This window comes from Methanosarcina sp. 2.H.A.1B.4 (genome assembly GCF_000979385.1).
GTDB lineage: Archaea > Halobacteriota > Methanosarcinia > Methanosarcinales > Methanosarcinaceae > Methanosarcina.
In genome coordinates this window covers 20,617-36,654 of the sequence record NZ_JJOV01000071.1, presented here as the reverse complement: position 1 = coordinate 36,654, position 16,038 = coordinate 20,617, and the positions used below count along the sequence as shown (strand labels likewise).

General features: G+C 41.8%; 12 protein-coding genes and 1 pseudogene. 4 read left to right on the top strand and 9 right to left on the bottom strand.

All coding sequences use genetic code 11. The features are described 5' to 3' along the window. Nucleotides 1–34: 34 nt before the first annotated feature. Complete coding sequence (locus EO92_RS17200) at nt 35–241, top strand: zinc ribbon domain-containing protein (RefSeq protein WP_369793147.1); 207 nt, start codon at nt 35–37, stop codon at nt 239–241. A gap of 715 nt (nt 242–956) precedes the next feature. Here EO92_RS17200 and EO92_RS10945 read toward each other — a convergent pair. The 4 genes from EO92_RS10945 to EO92_RS10925 form a co-directional block, all read right to left on the bottom strand. Beyond that, nucleotides 957–1,163 carry a hypothetical protein gene (locus EO92_RS10945; protein WP_048132733.1) on the bottom strand — a complete coding sequence of 69 codons (207 nt, stop codon included), beginning with the start codon at nt 1,161–1,163 and terminating at the stop codon, nt 957–959. A gap of 971 nt (nt 1,164–2,134) precedes the next feature. After that, entirely contained in the window at nt 2,135–2,968 is an 834-nt protein-coding gene (locus EO92_RS10935; RefSeq protein WP_048171567.1) for an SDR family oxidoreductase, read from the bottom strand. A gap of 109 nt (nt 2,969–3,077) precedes the next feature. Continuing rightward, nucleotides 3,078–3,548 carry a hypothetical protein gene (locus EO92_RS10930; RefSeq protein ID WP_048171564.1) on the bottom strand — a complete coding sequence of 157 codons (471 nt, stop codon included), beginning with the start codon at nt 3,546–3,548 and terminating at the stop codon, nt 3,078–3,080. After that, entirely contained in the window at nt 3,542–5,947 is a 2,406-nt protein-coding gene (locus EO92_RS10925; protein WP_200896769.1) for a DUF362 domain-containing protein, read from the bottom strand. The genes EO92_RS10930 and EO92_RS10925 overlap by 7 nt, the downstream gene beginning before the upstream one ends. Nucleotides 5,948–6,230: 283 nt before the next feature. Between EO92_RS10925 and EO92_RS10920 the strand changes: the two genes are divergently transcribed. Further along, on the top strand, nt 6,231–7,031 hold the full coding sequence (locus tag EO92_RS10920) for an acetoacetate decarboxylase family protein (protein ID WP_048171561.1): 801 nt from the start codon (nt 6,231–6,233) through the stop codon (nt 7,029–7,031). A gap of 473 nt (nt 7,032–7,504) precedes the next feature. On the opposite strand, the gene EO92_RS10915 is transcribed toward EO92_RS10920, so the two are convergent. From EO92_RS10915 to EO92_RS10905, 3 genes are all read right to left on the bottom strand, one after another. Next, nucleotides 7,505–7,957 (bottom strand): hypothetical protein, encoded by a 453-nt coding sequence (locus EO92_RS10915; protein ID WP_048171559.1) that lies wholly within the window; start codon nt 7,955–7,957, stop codon nt 7,505–7,507. A 325-nt stretch (nt 7,958–8,282) separates the two neighbouring features. Continuing rightward, nucleotides 8,283–8,477 (bottom strand): hypothetical protein, encoded by a 195-nt coding sequence (locus EO92_RS10910; protein ID WP_156165793.1) that lies wholly within the window; start codon nt 8,475–8,477, stop codon nt 8,283–8,285. A 323-nt stretch (nt 8,478–8,800) separates the two neighbouring features. Continuing rightward, the gene (locus EO92_RS10905; RefSeq protein ID WP_235283300.1) at nt 8,801–9,445 is read right to left on the bottom strand and encodes a hypothetical protein; all 645 of its coding nucleotides are present in this window, start codon (nt 9,443–9,445) and stop codon (nt 8,801–8,803) included. Between the two features lie 108 nt (nt 9,446–9,553). Here EO92_RS10905 and EO92_RS10900 point away from each other — a divergent pair, with 108 nt between their 5' ends. Beyond that, nucleotides 9,554–9,874, top strand: a complete 321-nt coding sequence (locus tag EO92_RS10900) for a hypothetical protein (protein ID WP_048171553.1) — start codon at nt 9,554–9,556, stop codon at nt 9,872–9,874. A gap of 243 nt (nt 9,875–10,117) precedes the next feature. On the opposite strand, the gene hcp is transcribed toward EO92_RS10900, so the two are convergent. Next, a complete protein-coding gene (gene hcp / locus EO92_RS10895) occupies nt 10,118–11,737 on the bottom strand; it encodes a hydroxylamine reductase (protein WP_048171551.1) in 1,620 nt (539 codons plus the stop codon). Between the two features lie 1,270 nt (nt 11,738–13,007). Here hcp and EO92_RS18985 point away from each other — a divergent pair. Further along, nucleotides 13,008–13,220: pseudogene (locus EO92_RS18985) on the top strand (integrase); the annotation flags it as partial. 292 nt (nt 13,221–13,512) lie between these two features. Here the strand turns inward: EO92_RS18985 and EO92_RS10880 are convergent. Next, nucleotides 13,513–15,789: a hypothetical protein gene (locus EO92_RS10880; protein ID WP_048171544.1), complete on the bottom strand. Its 2,277-nt coding sequence runs from the start codon at nt 15,787–15,789 to the stop codon at nt 13,513–13,515. Between the last annotated feature and the right edge of the window lie 249 nt (nt 15,790–16,038).

Sequence of the window (16,038 nt, the reverse complement as noted above, 5' to 3'; positions counted from 1 at the left end):
GGAATACAAAGCAGAAGCTCTTGGTAAGGCTGTTATCTACATTGATCCCAGATACTCTTCTCAGAAATGCTCCAAATGTGGAGATATCCGTAAGAGTAACAGGAAAGGTAGTTCTTACCATTGTAGAGCTTGTGGTTTTGATATACATAGTGACCTTAATGCCTCTCGTAACATTGCTCAAGCGGGTATATCTTGCCTGAGTAGGCTGCATGTCAATCAGCCAAACGTGGAAACGGTTTAACCGTTATTCACATGCTTGCCATTTTAATGGCGGGTCATTGACTATTTGATTTGAAGTGCCATATCAACAATAATTTTTTTGTCCCGGCTCAACTTTCTCAAAATATTAATGCACTATTCGTCTATAAGTATTTGAGCTCACCACCCTTACGTAGCTCTAAATCTCGAATTTAAATTTTAGGAGTGTAAATGAAATATGAACTCTTGAATCCTGTTCAAGGTTATACAACCAGAAGTAAAATCTGACCTCGAAGCAAGAGTTGAAGCATTAGAAAAGGAAGTCTATAAAACCTCTAAATCAGAAAAAGGTTGAAAAATTAAGTGGGCCCGCTGCGATTCGAACTCAGGACCTCCGCCGTATGAAGGCGGGGGCATAAGCGACGCAAGCACCACGTTTGACGAGCCAAATTCGATAGATCTTTCTCTTTCTCAATAAGGCGGGAGGACTCCTTCCTCAGCGGCTTTCAAGCCGACAGGGAGGAGTAGTTCACTAATAAGGAATCAAACCAACAAATGTTAATGAACAAAACGATAATGTTCTTAACAATATCCGGGCTGAGCATAAGGACAAATTCAATGAATGGCTGCTCGATAAAAAAGCCATAAAAGAATGTTAAGTTGGAGATCAGATAAAAGTGATTTGGAATCAATGAGCTGTGCAATCCAATCTCCAGTGTAGTCTCAAGAGTCATACCTTTTTACTTGGAAACATATATTTACATTATTTTTCCAAAGATCATTGTGGATATTTTTATCAGCACGTAAGCTATTGGCAATGATGCTAAAAACATGTACAGAAAAAATCCAAGCGAGCTCAGACCTCTCATTATCCGAACTTCAATGCTGTTTCCCCCGCGAATTACAGTACCATCATAACATATTGCGCTGTCAAACTGCCTGAAATATGCCTCATTCTGTTTCATATATTTCCCCTACTGTTTTTCCCCACTGTAAAGTTCTTTTTGATTGTACTTTGATCTTAAGTACTAATACTTTCTATAAATAGTTATCTCATTGAACTAATATTAGTTAAACAGTATTTCTGAGATATTGGTGGTATTATATTAGTCAGATAAGTATAAAAGCCGGGAAAATAAATGATAAAGGCTCATTTATGTATTATTTTTTGGTCTTCGCTACAACCTCTAATACGTATATTTTCAAAAATTATTTTTAATGTTTTAATTAATAACTTTGATCAGTTTCTTCATTTATCTTCAGCCTTTACTGAGTATTCTTCAAGTTTAAGAGAAAAGGCATGCTTGTCTATGTAATTGCCCGTCAACTACCCATCACTGAAGTAACGGGCTTGCATATTCCCCGCGTTTGCGCGGATCATCTATGCGTAAGGCTGGCTGACCTGGGGAGAACCACTCCTGAGCTTCACGGAGGAAGCACAGCCCGGTTATGTACAACGCTTCAAAGGTTGTTTTCAGCGAGCTTTGTTGCCAAAACCTATATTGTACACAACTTGTCCAAATTGGATAGTAGACTTGTCTTAAGCTGTTGTCTGCTTAATGCAGTGTCCTACTCCACTCTGGAAGTGACAAGGCTATCTGATACAATATATGACGCGGAGATATAATTACGTTTACGGATGACGAAAATCAAGAGAGATTACACATTCCTCCGCCACTAAAGTAACGGGAATCCTGTTTAACTGTCTTGAAGAAGAGCTTAACTTAGAACTTAAAGTTTCACAACCGGAAGCAAAATCCGACCTCGAAGCAAGAATCGAAGTATTAGAACAGGAAGTCTATAAAACCTCTAAATCAAAAAAGGAAGTTGAAGACTTAAGTGGGCCCGCTGCGATTCGAACTCAGGACCTCCGCTGTGTGAAGGTGGCTTTAAACCTCAAGATTCCGAAAGCAAGCAGGTTTAGTGTTTCTTTCCTTCAAACCTTCTGCTTTTTTTGACCTTCTATTCGCCGGTCGTGAGCCATTTTAAGTAGGAAGTCCTCTGCGGCTTCAGAGGAATTACAATATTCATGCCAGAGCCAGCCGCTTGGCTCTTCGGGCACCACAATGATTCCCTTTTTCTTTGCAACGCCCTCAAGGATTATCCGCGCGGCTTCTTCCGCTGGAATTGCATCTTCAGGAGCCTGTACCTCTTCATGGACCGGACCCAGTATTGGCTTTTTCCAGATGCGTGAAACGACAGCTGAGGGGCATGTCACCGAGAAATGAATGCCTTCTTCTGCAAATTCGTACCGCATACTTTCACTCATCCCGACCACGGCGTACTTGGTGGCGCAATAGAGTGCCTGGAATGGGAACGGTACCAGTCCTGCAATGGAAGCCGTATTAACTATGTGACCTCCGCCCTGAAGCCGCATAACTGGCAGCACGGCGTTAATGCCGTATATTACACTCCAGAGGTTGACATCAATAATAGCTTTCCAGTGCTCAAGAGTGGCGTCGACAGTCGGCATCGTACCCCCGATCCCTGCATTATTAAATAAAAAGTCAATTCTGCCTTCCAAGGTGATCATGTCCTGAACAGCCTTTTCAACTTCCGGTTGTTTTGTCACGTCAACAAGCAGAGTACGAATCTGTCCTGCATACGCGCCAAGATTTTCAGCCGCTGATGCCAGGCTTTCTGCATTCCGACCAGCCATGAAGACTATCGCTCCCTTCTCCAACAGGGCTTCACTTACTGCATAACCGATTCCGGAATTCGCACCGGTTACCAGACAATATTTGTCCTTGAAATACTCGTCAACTCCCATTTCACTCCCCCTTTTCCTTTTCAACGGTTCTGTTTTGGTTGATTCTGTTTTGATTAGTTCTGTTCATTTTTTTAGGATACAAATTTCTCTTATGCATTGTCCAGTAGGGTTATAGCTGGCGAATTATTGCCAGTACAGCTACAACATAGGCAATCGGCCCTGTATAAATCACCTTAAACAGTGCCAATCTGTCCACAGAAAGCTCTGCAATCCCGAATAGAGAGAACATGGAGACGGTTAAAGTCACCATGATCAATACCGTACAGATGAACAGCACCGTGCCCAGTAATGCCCCTCTCCTCGGCAGCCTTGACAGTATCGGCCCCGGCTGGGGTAGGTTTTCATCTTTGAAATGGCCGGCGCGAAGCTGGCGGTTAATATCGGCTGCCGAGAAGACTGTCACAAGCCACGTCATCACGATTGAGGTGATTATAGTATCAACCAGAATCCCGGATAAGACAATGGTGTCCACATTCCTGTTGATGAGAAACGCCAGGAGCGGATTTACCACCATGTTAATCAGGGCGGCTGTCAGGGCCTGTTTCTGGATATACGAGTCAATCGACCTCAGACTTACCATACCTCCGCTCCACTGCCAAAGTGGGCAGTGAAGACCTTGCCTGGGTCTTCTGTCTCCTCTACATTTGGTATCCGGCGTGTTTCCAGGCTCCCGTATCCTGCAGGGACATACAGTGTGAAGTCGAGAGGGTTTTCGCCCTCAGAGACAGCCTTAAAGTAGTTTTTAATAGAAGCGGGATTGCTGGTTAATTGATCCGTGCTTCCGGTATAGGCTCCTCCATTTCGAGTTTTATCTGCGTACAGAAATGCTGCGCCGTATAGAGATTGGAAGATGATAGTCTCAGGTGACTGGGAACCATAGATACCGTTAGTGAGCTGGATATAGGTAGCCAGCTGCCAGCTAGGCCACATGCCTTTGCCCCAGTTCATTCCCGGAACGAAGGGATCTTTCCCCCCCTCTTCAGATCGTGACATGTCAAAGGCCTGGGTTGCTATCGTTACGAGTGAATACTCCTGCATGAAATCATGTCCCTGAGGATTCCAGTCTTTACGGGAAGGCTTGAGGCCGAAATCGGCAATAGAATAAAAAGTCCCTCTGAGCTGGCCGTACTCTTCTGTTAGCATAATATCAAAGGAGTGGCTCAGTATTCTGAAACCCGGGGTCCAGACTCCTTTCCTCCCGTTTTCATCGTAATCTATTATCCCGTCACTGTTCTCATCGTAGCCATCCATGAATTCTTTTAAAAATGAGGAGCCTGTCAGCTTATCGTGGGCTTCTGCATAGCTCAGGAGGGTCTTCTGCATGTCCCATAGCATGCATGAAGGGTTATAATACATCGTTTTCGTCATCAACTCCAGGAATTTCCTGTCCTCTATCCTGCCCAGGTTCCCATCCAGGGAAGCCAGTGGCGTTTCTGTCAGGGCGTCCCAGCCGACAACATAGTATTTCTGCTGCCCCACACCTCTCGCTTCAGCATAACGGTACAGGTTGTACCTGAAAAGAGGTGAATCGAGACCTTCCTTGGTTGCGATATTTTTCCCGTCAATTATTGCTACGGGAACGTGGTGGACAAACTCTGTGGGCCAGCCGTTCTCATCCTTGAGCTTCAATGCTTCACACATAGGTACCGTTTTGAAACAATATCTGGCGCAGAGGAGGTCGAGAGCCACACAGTCCAGAGACGCCCAGACGTAACCTTCAGGAATTCTGACAGCTCTGCCATCCGGGTTATGGGAGATATTAATCATATCTATTCCATCACTAACATGCACCATGAACACGTTCTGGTTCTGCACTGCCCTGATAACGTCCGCCTGGGTCCCTGGCATTCCTCCAGTTTTTGTTGTGATGTATTCTCCTTTCTCATCTTTTACAGGCAGGTTGGTATCGTCATCCATCTTTACGATCCAGGGCATATGCGGTAGCTCACCTTTGTAAGATGGTACTGCTCTGGACGGGCACGCATATTTCCATTTCATATCACCGCTTCCCGTCTCGCAGGGAGCCTGCGTGGGGTAAAGGCCGATACCAAGGTTCTTGATAGCATTTGTGAGAAGATCCTGAGCATGGATCTTTAGCTTGGGGACATTAATTAGAACGCAGCCGGGGTAGTCTTTAAGGTCTTCACTGTCATCCGGGTTCCCGCCGACAATCGCCTTGTGCAGTGTGATCTCTTTGTAGTTTACTCCATCTGGAACTTCGACCGTCCTGCCCCTTGAAGCGTCTTCATCAAGTTTGTTCAGGTCATAGACCATCAGCCGGTCTCCTGCTTTCCCTGGCGGGAAGAACCTTCCGGCAACGCTATCTTCATATCCTTTCATAGGGTCGTCTTCATGGAAGGAAGGATGGCGCTCTGACAGGTATCTGCGGACAAAGAAAAAACCCCATCCCCCGTAGAAATCCTCACTCCGCCCTTCAAAAAGGGCTTCTGTGGTGATGTCCTTTCCGAAGGTTAACCTGAAAGAGATTGTCATCAACAGGGCGGAAGTCGAAGCCTCCCCCAGTGCCATCTGATAATAGTGTATGTCAAGCCTGTCGTGGAACCACCTCATCAGAGCGGCTATAAGGGGCCATTCGGTACAGATGGGAGCACCCAGGCCTTCGCCATGTGTCCCTGCGTCAATGGCGACCGGGCCAACCAGGTTGGGCTTGAATAACAATTTCTTGCTGGACCGTATCTGTGACTGCACCTGGCTGACAAACCCTGTCTCCCGGTCCAGCTCACCCAGGGAAGAATCAAGATTGGCGTAGATATAATCAATTTTTTCAACTATCTCCGCCCAGGCTGCTGTATCGTTCTCGTTGATGACCTTCTGGAGCAAACCGGGGACTCCGGCATAGGCCTTTGAGAAATCCATCCTGCTGCCAGCGACCGGTGATCCCTCAGAATCGACCTTCCTCTTTCCCAGTTTCGAATCGACAACCGCATCTTTCGAATATTCTTCGTTTATGGTACTCATCTTTTCCCCCCATTGACGCGAAGTGGATAAGGCTGCATCAAACACTTCCCAATAAAAAGACAAATTCCAGGTTTTCTATAGCTCCAGGTTTTCTATAGCCTGTTGTGATACTTCTTTTTTGACTCTTTCTGATGCGCCCCTTCGATATCGTTATTCCTTATATTATGTTTTCTCAACGTCATCTGAATATTATGTGGCATGTATTATAGATATTATATATATTATCCCGATACTATATATTATCTAATATCACATATTAATCCGAATATTGGGGGGTTTGATTATGTTCCGATTTGAAGATAACAAATGCTATAGAATGCCGGCCCACTTTGGTGGTTTTGACTGCCCTGGCCCTGAAGCAGCGCTGTATTATAAGGATGCAGTTTCTGTAACCTTTACGTATACCACGGATGAAAAACAGCTGGCCAGCTATGTGCCCGAAGGTTTTGAGCTGTTACGACCTGAATTGAACATCTCCTACAGTCAGTTTCGAGAGATCGACTGGATGGCGGGAGGAGCGTATAACCTCGTCCAGGTCAGTGTACCTGCCCGTTTCAACGGCAAGCGTGACCAGCTTGAAGGGCAGTTTATTCTGGTAGTCTGGGAGAACAAAACCTGGCCGATCCTTGGAGGGAGAGAAGAGACCGGCATCCCAAAAATCTATGCCGACATCGAGGACCTGCACACTATCCAGCCGAACTACTATACCAGTGCCAGTTACGAAGGAAACACATTCCTGCGCCTGGAGCTGCTCGGAGCAAAGCCTGTAAACGGGCAGCTGTTATCGGAGATGCAGGCTTCTGCAGCCACAATCAACGCCCTTGGGTGGCGCTACATTCCAAAAGTCGGCGCTCCCGGGGCGGATTTGAGCCAGCCCATACTGTACCCACAGGGTGCCGAGGTCCACAGCGCATGGGCGGGCAGCGGCACTGTCAAATGGACACAATTGAGCTGGGAGCAGAACCCGGGACAGTGGCATATCATCAAGGCACTGGCAGAGCTGCCCATGCTTGAGATGGCTCCGGTCATCATGGCGAAAGGGGTCATCATTTTAAAACCCAATAATGGACGTGTTCTCGAATAATTGAAAATGTGCCTGCTATAGTTGGCAGGCTTTTTCATTACTTTTTTTGCAGGATGACTGCACGCAATTTGATATCAGACGTTAACTAAGATGTTTTATACTGTCTTTTTTCTTTGAATACAGAAACAAAGGAATGCCTGAGAAAGTTGAATGTAGGAATTGAGATTAAGCCAGATTAAAAGATATGACTAAAAATAGCAAAATAAGAACGAAAAAAAGAAGGGAAAATAAGAAAAAAAGAAGAAAATAAAAGAAAAGCCGAGAATTTTCAAAAAGGGCTATAAATTATCAAACATTTGAGAATCAACTCAGCCGTAAACAACCCCAGCAGTACAAAAAATAAAATAATCAAAAGGTTGAGTATGACCGGACCAATTCTTGCTCGAACTTTTCCCAGTCCATACACTCCAATTACCATATATATTAATGACAGATCGGTATATCTTACTTTCGATCATCGTTTTTGGGTTTTATCATTCTCCCCTTTCTAATTCTTTAATCTGCTTTGCCAGCCGGTTAAGCTGTTCTTGTTTTTCAGCCAGATCCTCTTTAAGCTTCTTCAACTTCTCTTCCTGCTCCGTGCCCTTTTTATCTTTTTCATGTAATTCCAAATGCAAGAGAACAGTGACATCCTTTCCCACGTTCTTAGGCCCTATAGATGATAATCTCCCTTTCGAATCGGCCACACAAGTATAAACCGTATCATCTGCGAGCAATTCTATTTTGTGATCCTGTATCTCTTTATGCCCTAAAATCACTATACACTTTTTTCCCGCATTCGCGATACCTACATTTGTGGGTATTCCCCTCGCCATCACATTTCTATGGAGCACTTCGTTAACCGATTCGAGAATAATGATAATCCTCCAGTGATTAATCGGCCACAAAATAGATTGTGATGGTTTGTTTGACGGTTTTTCACTCATTTTTTAGCTCCCTGTATCTATTCCACGTATCTATTTCACGTATCTATTTCACGTATCTATTCCATGTATCTATTAATCATTTCAATTTCTACGTCTTCAAGCAGCGTCTTGAGGTTAATCCTAACTTCGATTAATCATAACTTCGGTTAATCATAACTTCGGTTAAATGAAAATCAGAAGTATTTGAGAATCCGTCCTCACCTGCATGTAATATCAGTTATGATATTTCCAGTGAGTTCCGGAGCTCAACATATCACAATTTCGAAAAACGAATCAAAGGGATAATTTAAGAGGTATTCTTTTCTGTACCTCCTTTTTTCCCGGATTATTTGGAAGTTTTGAGCTCTGATTTATACATCCATTCCATACTTTCTTCGTACAATCTGTGGTATTCATCTTCGATGGGGGTTCCTTTTTTCTTCAAAAATACCCGAATAACCCCTCGCACAATTTGAAGTATTACCCTCCCAAATATAAAAAAGAAGATAAAGTATCCAAAAAAGGATATGTCTTCTATCATTTCTTTAATACCTCCTAGCATTCCTCACATGACCGGTACCTTTACACACAATCTCCGGTCCCCTTCCCCACAAACCGGATAAATAAAAAGATATGGGTCTCCCACATCTCTATCAATAAAGTTTATTTGGTTCACTTTGATTCTTACGAGTTCTCTTTTGTCTTAGTATAATATGCTATATGCCTATCTGAATATTTTATACGTGTTATATTTATAGTTTTCGTATTAGACGAATAATATTTAAAGTAAACACAATGGGTGCAAAAAACAGCGAAGATCCAGAAAAAAATCAAAATATTAGAAAAGGAAGTTTATAATGTCTCTCAATCAGGCCTGGTCTCTTCAGGTACCTGTTGGGTACGCCCGAAAACTATCCCCAGCAGTAGAAACACAACCATAGAGACCCCAGCGTAGCCCACGATCCCGATATTTCGGACATTCATATTTGCAAGTGGCACACCGATTAACCCCGCAAGACTCAGTACACCACTGACAATCATAAGACTCCGAATAGTTTTCTCAAGCCTTCCTATCCTGAATACAGGTGCTGCAAAGAGCATCGAGAGGGCAAAGAAAAAATCCCATGCGAGTATGTCCATTGTATAAGCTACGGATGGCCACCTGAAGGAAAAGAATAGCGAAGCCCACGGGAATCCCGCAGACTCGATCTGACGGCTGACAGTAAGGATAACGAAGTGAACAGTACAGGTAATACTCGCCATAAGGGCCATAAATACAAGTGCCGTAAGACTATACACTCTGGTTTCGGGAGAGGCATAAGCATGAACTGCAATCATGACAATGATCATCAACGGCGCTATCACAACGATAAGCAGCTCTAATATCGAGAAGAAAGGATCCCCGATAGGGTCCCGGGAGGATTTGAGTGAGAGAAATCCAAGAACCAGCGTAACAGCGTATGCTATCAGGAGGAAGAACACGGCAAAGGCTGCAACTCTCCCCAACATTCGATGCTGTCTGGTGAAGCCTTCATGTAACATTGTTTAACTCCTTTTATCGCTGCGTTATTTATATGAGCATTCATGCTGCTTAAATCAGGTGGGGGAATTAATAAGATGGATGATAAAAAACCTATTATCAGACTGTATTTTGCCAAAATCAAGGAAGAATATTATAATCTATCTGATGAGGAAAAGCAAGCATTTATGCGTAAGGACCGCAAGCAAATGGACGAGCTCGGGATGAAACTCCTGATGACGATTGACTGCCGCTGGTCCAATGGAGAGTGGGATTTTATCGGGGTCGAGGAATGGCCATGCATAGAAGCTCTTGAGAAGCGTGCCATATTCGAAAAAGAAGAACTGAAAGCATTCAGGTATGCTGAATCGAAGACTTATCTGGGTACTCTTGAAATCGGCGAATACGGTAAAGAATGAAACCTGAGGCAATGGAGATCCGGGCTAGTTCAAGAGCGTCTAATATTCCTGAGTCGGACTACATTCCCGGAATTCTGGATTTCCTGTTGATAATTGCAGGTTTAAGCTATCTAACCGGAATTTATAAATAATCATAAAAATCTGGCTAACGCTACTGATATTGTGCATGTATGTCAAAAAAATAATTAAGTTCCAACCCATTTAATTCAATTTTGGTGTCACCTATTTTTTTTACACACTCGTTTATTTTAAAAGTCTCTCCATGTCTTCTTCTACGGTGCTGCTCGGTGTTATATTGAACTTCTCCACCAGTACATTGAGGACATTCGGTGAGACAAAGGCTGGAAGTGTCGGGCCAAGGGTAATATCCTGTATTCCAAGCCTCAGGAGGGTAAGCAACACAAGGACTGCCTTTTGTTCGTACCATGCGATATTGTACGAGATCGGGGCTTCGTTAACGTCTATAAATCCAAGCCTGGACATAAGTCCCTGTGCAATGATGATCAGTGAAAAAGAATCATTACACTGTCCTGCATCCAGTACCCTTGGAATCCCATCAATGTTCCCAAGGTTAAGCTTATTGTAGCGATATTTCGCACATCCGGCGGTAAGTATGACAGTATCTCTGGGCAACGCCTCTGCGAAATCTGTGTAGTACTGCCTGTCCTTGTGGCGTCCGTCACAACCTGCCATGACAATGAACTTCTTTATCTTGCCTGCTTTGATGGCATCAACGATCTTGTCTGCATTAGACAGTACGTAGTTGTAAGCAAAACCGGTTATGACAGTCCCTTCTTCTAATTGTACCGGAGATTCACAGGTCTTTGCCTGCTCTATGAGGGCCGAGAAGTCTTTCTTACCATCTTCAGCCACGATGTGTGTGACACCGCCATAACCTGCGGACCCTGTAGTGTATAACCTGTCAATGTAGGTCTCTTTTGGAGGGACTATACAGTTGCTTGTAAGTAATATTGGTCCGTTGAAGCTCTCGAATTCCTGCCTCTGTTGCCACCATGATCCTCCGTAGTTTCCTACCAGATGTTCGTACTTTTTAAATTCAGGATATGCATTTGCAGGCAGCATCTCACCGTGAGTATAGACATCTACACCGGTTTCCTCAGTCTGATCCAATAGTTGTTTCAGGTCCTTTAGATCATGACCGCTTACGAGAATACCGGGATTGCCTCTTGTTCCGATATTGACTTGTGTAGGTTCCGGATTTCCAAATGTAGTGGTATTTGCCACGTCAAGGGCTGCCATTACATCAAAACCATGTTCCCCACATCTTAGTACCAATGAGATGAGGTCCTTATCAGTTAGGCCGTCATCCGTGGTTGCCACAAGGCCTTCCTCTATAAACGAATTGACTTTCTTATTGGAATTTCCAAGCATTATAGCATGATGTCCATATGCTGCAATTCCTTTGATCCCATAAATCAACAGTTCTCTCAATGATCGGATATCTTCGTCCTCTGTTGCAAGTATGCCGGTATTCCTGTCCTTGAGGTTTTCCGGGGCCAAAGTTGCGATCTCGGGCAGATCGTTCTCATCAAGCAAATTGTTATCCAGAAGTTTCTGCTTGATCTCATCCTGAACTCTGAATCCTCTGTCAATGCGGTCCTGAATTCCGCTCGCTCTGAAATCTGTATTCGTTATGGTTGAGAACAGTGCATCGAGCATAAATTCATCAGTGCTCTTTTCAGAAATTTTTGCTTTTCTTGCTTTCTGGTTGTAGAATGCAATGCTCTTAAGCACATAGATGAGATCGTCCTGAAGGTCTGCGACTTCCCCTTTCTTACCGCACATGCCGTTATTTGTGCATCCTTCCCCATTCATTGTTTCTTCACACTGGTAGCAGAACATTTTGTTACCCCTTTATGTAGATATTATGTGCAGGATATCTATTTACTTTTTATGTCCTCAAATCTTCAATCTCTCATTCACGTGCGAATTGAGGGTAAAAGGCTTATCACTCCTGGTATTCTGCTTCATTTAATGAAGATTGGCTTTTCGGATGGGATCTAAGTTGTGAAAAGTACGTCTCATTTACAACCACATAATCCACAGTAGATCAAGTTTTTGAAGTGTTAACTTGACCATGGTCCACCTTTTTTGATATACCATTACATTAACTATTTTTTTTGAATGGATGTATGAGGTGAGTGGTGATTTCACGTAGATGTAACAACAGCTTCACTAGAAAAAAGGATTCAAGAATTAGGAAAAACGCCATCCGAAAAATCAGAAGAAACAGATGGGCCCGCTGAGATTCGAACTCAGGACCTCCGCCGTGTGAAAATCTCAGGTACTAGTGACGTGATTGTATCAGCAAACGTAATGAGTGGCGGCTATACACAGAATTATCATATGCAGTATACGGGGCTTCAGCATTTTTGGAACACTAATGAGGTTGCTTTTAAAAACTGGTTACATCACAGAGGCATCTTAAAACCGACCAAGCAAACCTACATCAATGTATTGGTGGGTTTTTTCAAAGACAATGATGTGTATAGGCCCAATGACTTCAGAACACTTAAGCTTAAGGATAAGGAATCACGTGGCCTGTGCAACTTGTTCAATTACCGTGAAGATAAAGAGATCAATATCTTAGCAGGACATCCTCTTGAGAAGTGGAGACGTTTTGTCAAAATCCCAATTTAGGTGTGACAGAGATTTACATTACCCCGATGAAAAGGTACAGAAGGCATATGATGCCTGCCCCGATAATTTAAAGATAGTTTTCAAGCTGTTGGTCTGTTAGGGAAACCAACTGATCCATCTTTACAGGATACTTCAACATTTTGACGAGAACAATATTGTAATTGACGGTGAAATTGCTCACTCCCCATCTTCGGAGTTTTCATGTGGCAACAAACGAACCTTCCAACCTATATTCGGCAGGTCGACATTAGATTTTGAGTATTTTTGAGGATGGCGTTTTTCATACATTATATAAATACATGTAAGGTTTGGAACTGGTTAACATATAACCCAAATCTCACGACATATATAAACAATGAGCCATTTTTGCAATAATGTTTAGTATCAGGAATAATGTATTTTCCAGCAAAAACGCTATCAGTAAAAATATTACGAAAAAAACAAGTTACCTGCCGAAAGCAGGTTCCAAGTCTTTTTTCCGACTGCATACTTGCCTGAGATTAAGTCATTCAATTCTCCAGATCAATACAAGACAATAAGTAAGAAGCTGCAAATAGGAAGAGTTTCTGGCAAAACTATTCGTAAGTGGCATCTCAATGTTATGATCAAAGAAGGGGTCACTCAGAGTCTGGGTGACTTCATACAGGGCAGAGAATCTCAACTGTGGGAAGCGCTCATTCTCTGAATAAGGTAAAGCATGTGAAAGAGGAGTACAAGAGAATCTTTTGGAAATTTGAGATCTGGCTTTAAAATGTCTTGACTTGAATATTGAGAATATTAGTAGAGCTGATCCCAAAACTCTAAGTTTCTTCTCCTAATCTCTAATTTTGGATAATCAATCGTTCCTTTGAGAATGAAACCAGTTATGAACTTCTTACTAACGTGGAAATAAAATTGGTTTTGGGATAGGCTAGTAATCTATTTTTTTCTGTCGAGTGCATTAGCAATCTGTTGAAACCTACTTGACGTAATTGCTTTCAGGGTAAATTAATAAAATTGGAGGGTAATCTGTATTTTTCAGTCGTATTCTCTTTCATTGATTCGTGGACAGAGACGATTGAGCTTTCGAGCATAGTTTCAATCTTTTGGATCACAGATTTCCAATCATCACTGCCTTTCTTTAAGCAAGCTATCCTGTCATATATAGACTCAATCTCACTTGCCCTTAGTTTTGTTGAACCGGTCCCTTTATATTGAAAAGCTCGTATCCATTCACTTTTTGGCACATCAATCATTTCATACTCAATATAGTTCCCCAGTTGCCCAGAAATTATCCTCCTCACTGAATCAGTAAACTTCGACTTTGCTTCATCTACTGGTTCATTTGGAATCCATTCTAAGGGTTCATCTAATAAAGCAGATATCTGCTCGCTGATCAAAGTTTTTAATTCATTAACGGGTCTCAAATGTTGATATTCAACAAGGCCAAATTCAGCAATTCGTCTATTAAGAGCCCAAATTCTTTTCCAATGCTCGCTTTTAGCTTGATACATATCATAAGAATAAGAGTAACTTCTTGTGAAGCCTCCATTTAGACGCAAATCCCATCTCATACGAAAATATTCAATAGATTTATTTATTATCTCCTCAACCTTCTGAGACGAATATATAGGCTTTGAAATAATATTTTTTGGAGCTTTAACCTTCAAGCACGGATTTTTTAATAGGGAAGTTAATTGATTTTTTGTAGCCTTATTATCCACATCAATTTTATCTAACTGACTGAGAAAGAAGCACCTTTTCGCTAAGTCATCTTCCAAGCGCATTACCATTGTTTTTCCAATTTCTTTTTCGAAGGAGTGAAGTCCATTTTTTACGGACATATACACATGATATTTCTTGTCTTTTTCTGTTTCAAAGTTATCTCCAACAACAGCATCGAAATGAGTAAAAGCAATCATCAGTTGATCTGCATAACCTGAAACAATTACTCTCTTCATTGCAGCAAGTGGAGCACTTTGCATTGGTTGTTGTGCATTGTCTACCAATAAAATAGTATCTACTTCACTGAACATATTCTCTAATTTCTTTGGAATTGGCTGTGAACCTGTTGATTCAGCAATATGCCCTAGACCTTGTCCATCAATGAAAACCAACTTTGGAGAATAATCATCTACAAATGCAGGAAAAAATGGTCCCTGTATCCTCATACCATCTACTAAAGGAGAAAGAAGCCTCCCAAAGAGGGTATGGTGATTGCTTGAGAATACCTTCAAAACCTCTAAAAAAGTGGATTTTTCTTTACTTTCATATTCCCAATATATAGGCCACTCACTTTTATTACAAGATAAAAATCCACAATTTATATACTCAAAGCGACTTTTTATGTCATTCATCACTTCATCTACTAGTGATTTGAAGTTATAATTCTTTAAAACCAAATTTTGGAACGTTTCAACATCAAAATCATCGATAGCAGCATTAGTCGAAAGATACTTTGTTTTGGACTCGTTTGCAATCAAAATAATTTTATCAATGTAATATTCTACCTTATTGATTACTTTGTTGTTAACACCACAATTTGTCGGTTCCTCAATAGTATCTTCATCATCTTCTTCAAAAAGAGATTTTTGTTTGTCGTCTTTTTTGGTTATAAATTTCCCAATAATATGATTCAACCTAAACGTTTGCTCTTTGTTTTCAAAGAAAGTTTCAGCTATTTTATGCTTATCAGTAATATTCTCTGCTTTGATTATTGCATTATATATGCAGTCTTCGACGAAGAATCTAACCATAGATTCTTGGAAAAAAGTTACGACACATCTGTAATTACCTTCACAAACAATAACTTCCAAATCTGAAATTGTTGCTTTGGCGGTAGTTGTTAAAGGAAATTTATCTCCAGAAGTTCCAATCAAGTGCCTTAGTAATGTCGTTTTTCCAGCACCGGTAGTACCCATGAATAATATCTTTTTATAGCCGTCATAGTCAGATGGCAACGGCAAGAGATTTTCGCGCAATTGTGTGCTAGCAATATCTTGATTTTCGGGTATAATCGATTCATAAAACGCTGAAATAATTACTTTGCTATACTTTTTTACTGCTAAATCCCTGTTTTTACTAAGCCATAAATCTTTGCTTGAAAGAATTTCTTTCATTTCATTAACATAGCTATCTGCAACTTTGGAGTCTGTGGTATCGAGTGTCCTTCTTGTCCACCTGCCGAATTCACCATTAGAATTTAGTCTTGTGGGATGTTTGAAGACTATTGACCAAACTTTTTCACTTTCTGGACGATATTTTTGACATTCCATTTTTTCTCACAACTCCAAGCACAAGCTTATGCTTCAAAAGTCATATTTAAATGTTGTGAAATAAATCTTTAATAAAGATTTTAATAGTCTTCCTTCCTATTTAGTGGACGCCGCTCTATATGGGCAACGTCTGCGAGCTTTCGCAGGTTTGCATACTAATTACGGAGCTATGATTCGAGTTTCATTGGAATTAGTCAATTTTTAGGAATTTCGTCAGTGATGTTCTCAGATTCTATGAAGTAACGGTGT

Bases quoted from the DNA above. Each gene is read 5' to 3' on its own strand.
- EO92_RS10915 (WP_048171559.1), bottom strand. From the start codon at position 7,957: ATGAGTGAAAAACCGTCAAACAAACCATCACAATCTATTTTGTGGCCG.
- EO92_RS10925 (WP_200896769.1), bottom strand. From the start codon at position 5,947: ATGAGTACCATAAACGAAGAATATTCGAAAGATGCGGTTGTCGATTCG.
- EO92_RS10935 (WP_048171567.1), bottom strand. From the start codon at position 2,968: ATGGGAGTTGACGAGTATTTCAAGGACAAATATTGTCTGGTAACCGGT.
- EO92_RS10905 (WP_235283300.1), bottom strand. From the start codon at position 9,445: ATGTTGGGGAGAGTTGCAGCCTTTGCCGTGTTCTTCCTCCTGATAGCA.
- EO92_RS10930 (WP_048171564.1), bottom strand. From the start codon at position 3,548: ATGGTAAGTCTGAGGTCGATTGACTCGTATATCCAGAAACAGGCCCTG.
- EO92_RS10880 (WP_048171544.1), bottom strand. From the start codon at position 15,789: ATGGAATGTCAAAAATATCGTCCAGAAAGTGAAAAAGTTTGGTCAATA.
- EO92_RS10945 (WP_048132733.1), bottom strand. From the start codon at position 1,163: ATGAAACAGAATGAGGCATATTTCAGGCAGTTTGACAGCGCAATATGT.
- EO92_RS10900 (WP_048171553.1), top strand. From the start codon at position 9,554: ATGGATGATAAAAAACCTATTATCAGACTGTATTTTGCCAAAATCAAG.
- EO92_RS10910 (WP_156165793.1), bottom strand. From the start codon at position 8,477: ATGATAGAAGACATATCCTTTTTTGGATACTTTATCTTCTTTTTTATA.
- EO92_RS10920 (WP_048171561.1), top strand. From the start codon at position 6,231: ATGTTCCGATTTGAAGATAACAAATGCTATAGAATGCCGGCCCACTTT.
- hcp (WP_048171551.1), bottom strand. From the start codon at position 11,737: ATGTTCTGCTACCAGTGTGAAGAAACAATGAATGGGGAAGGATGCACA.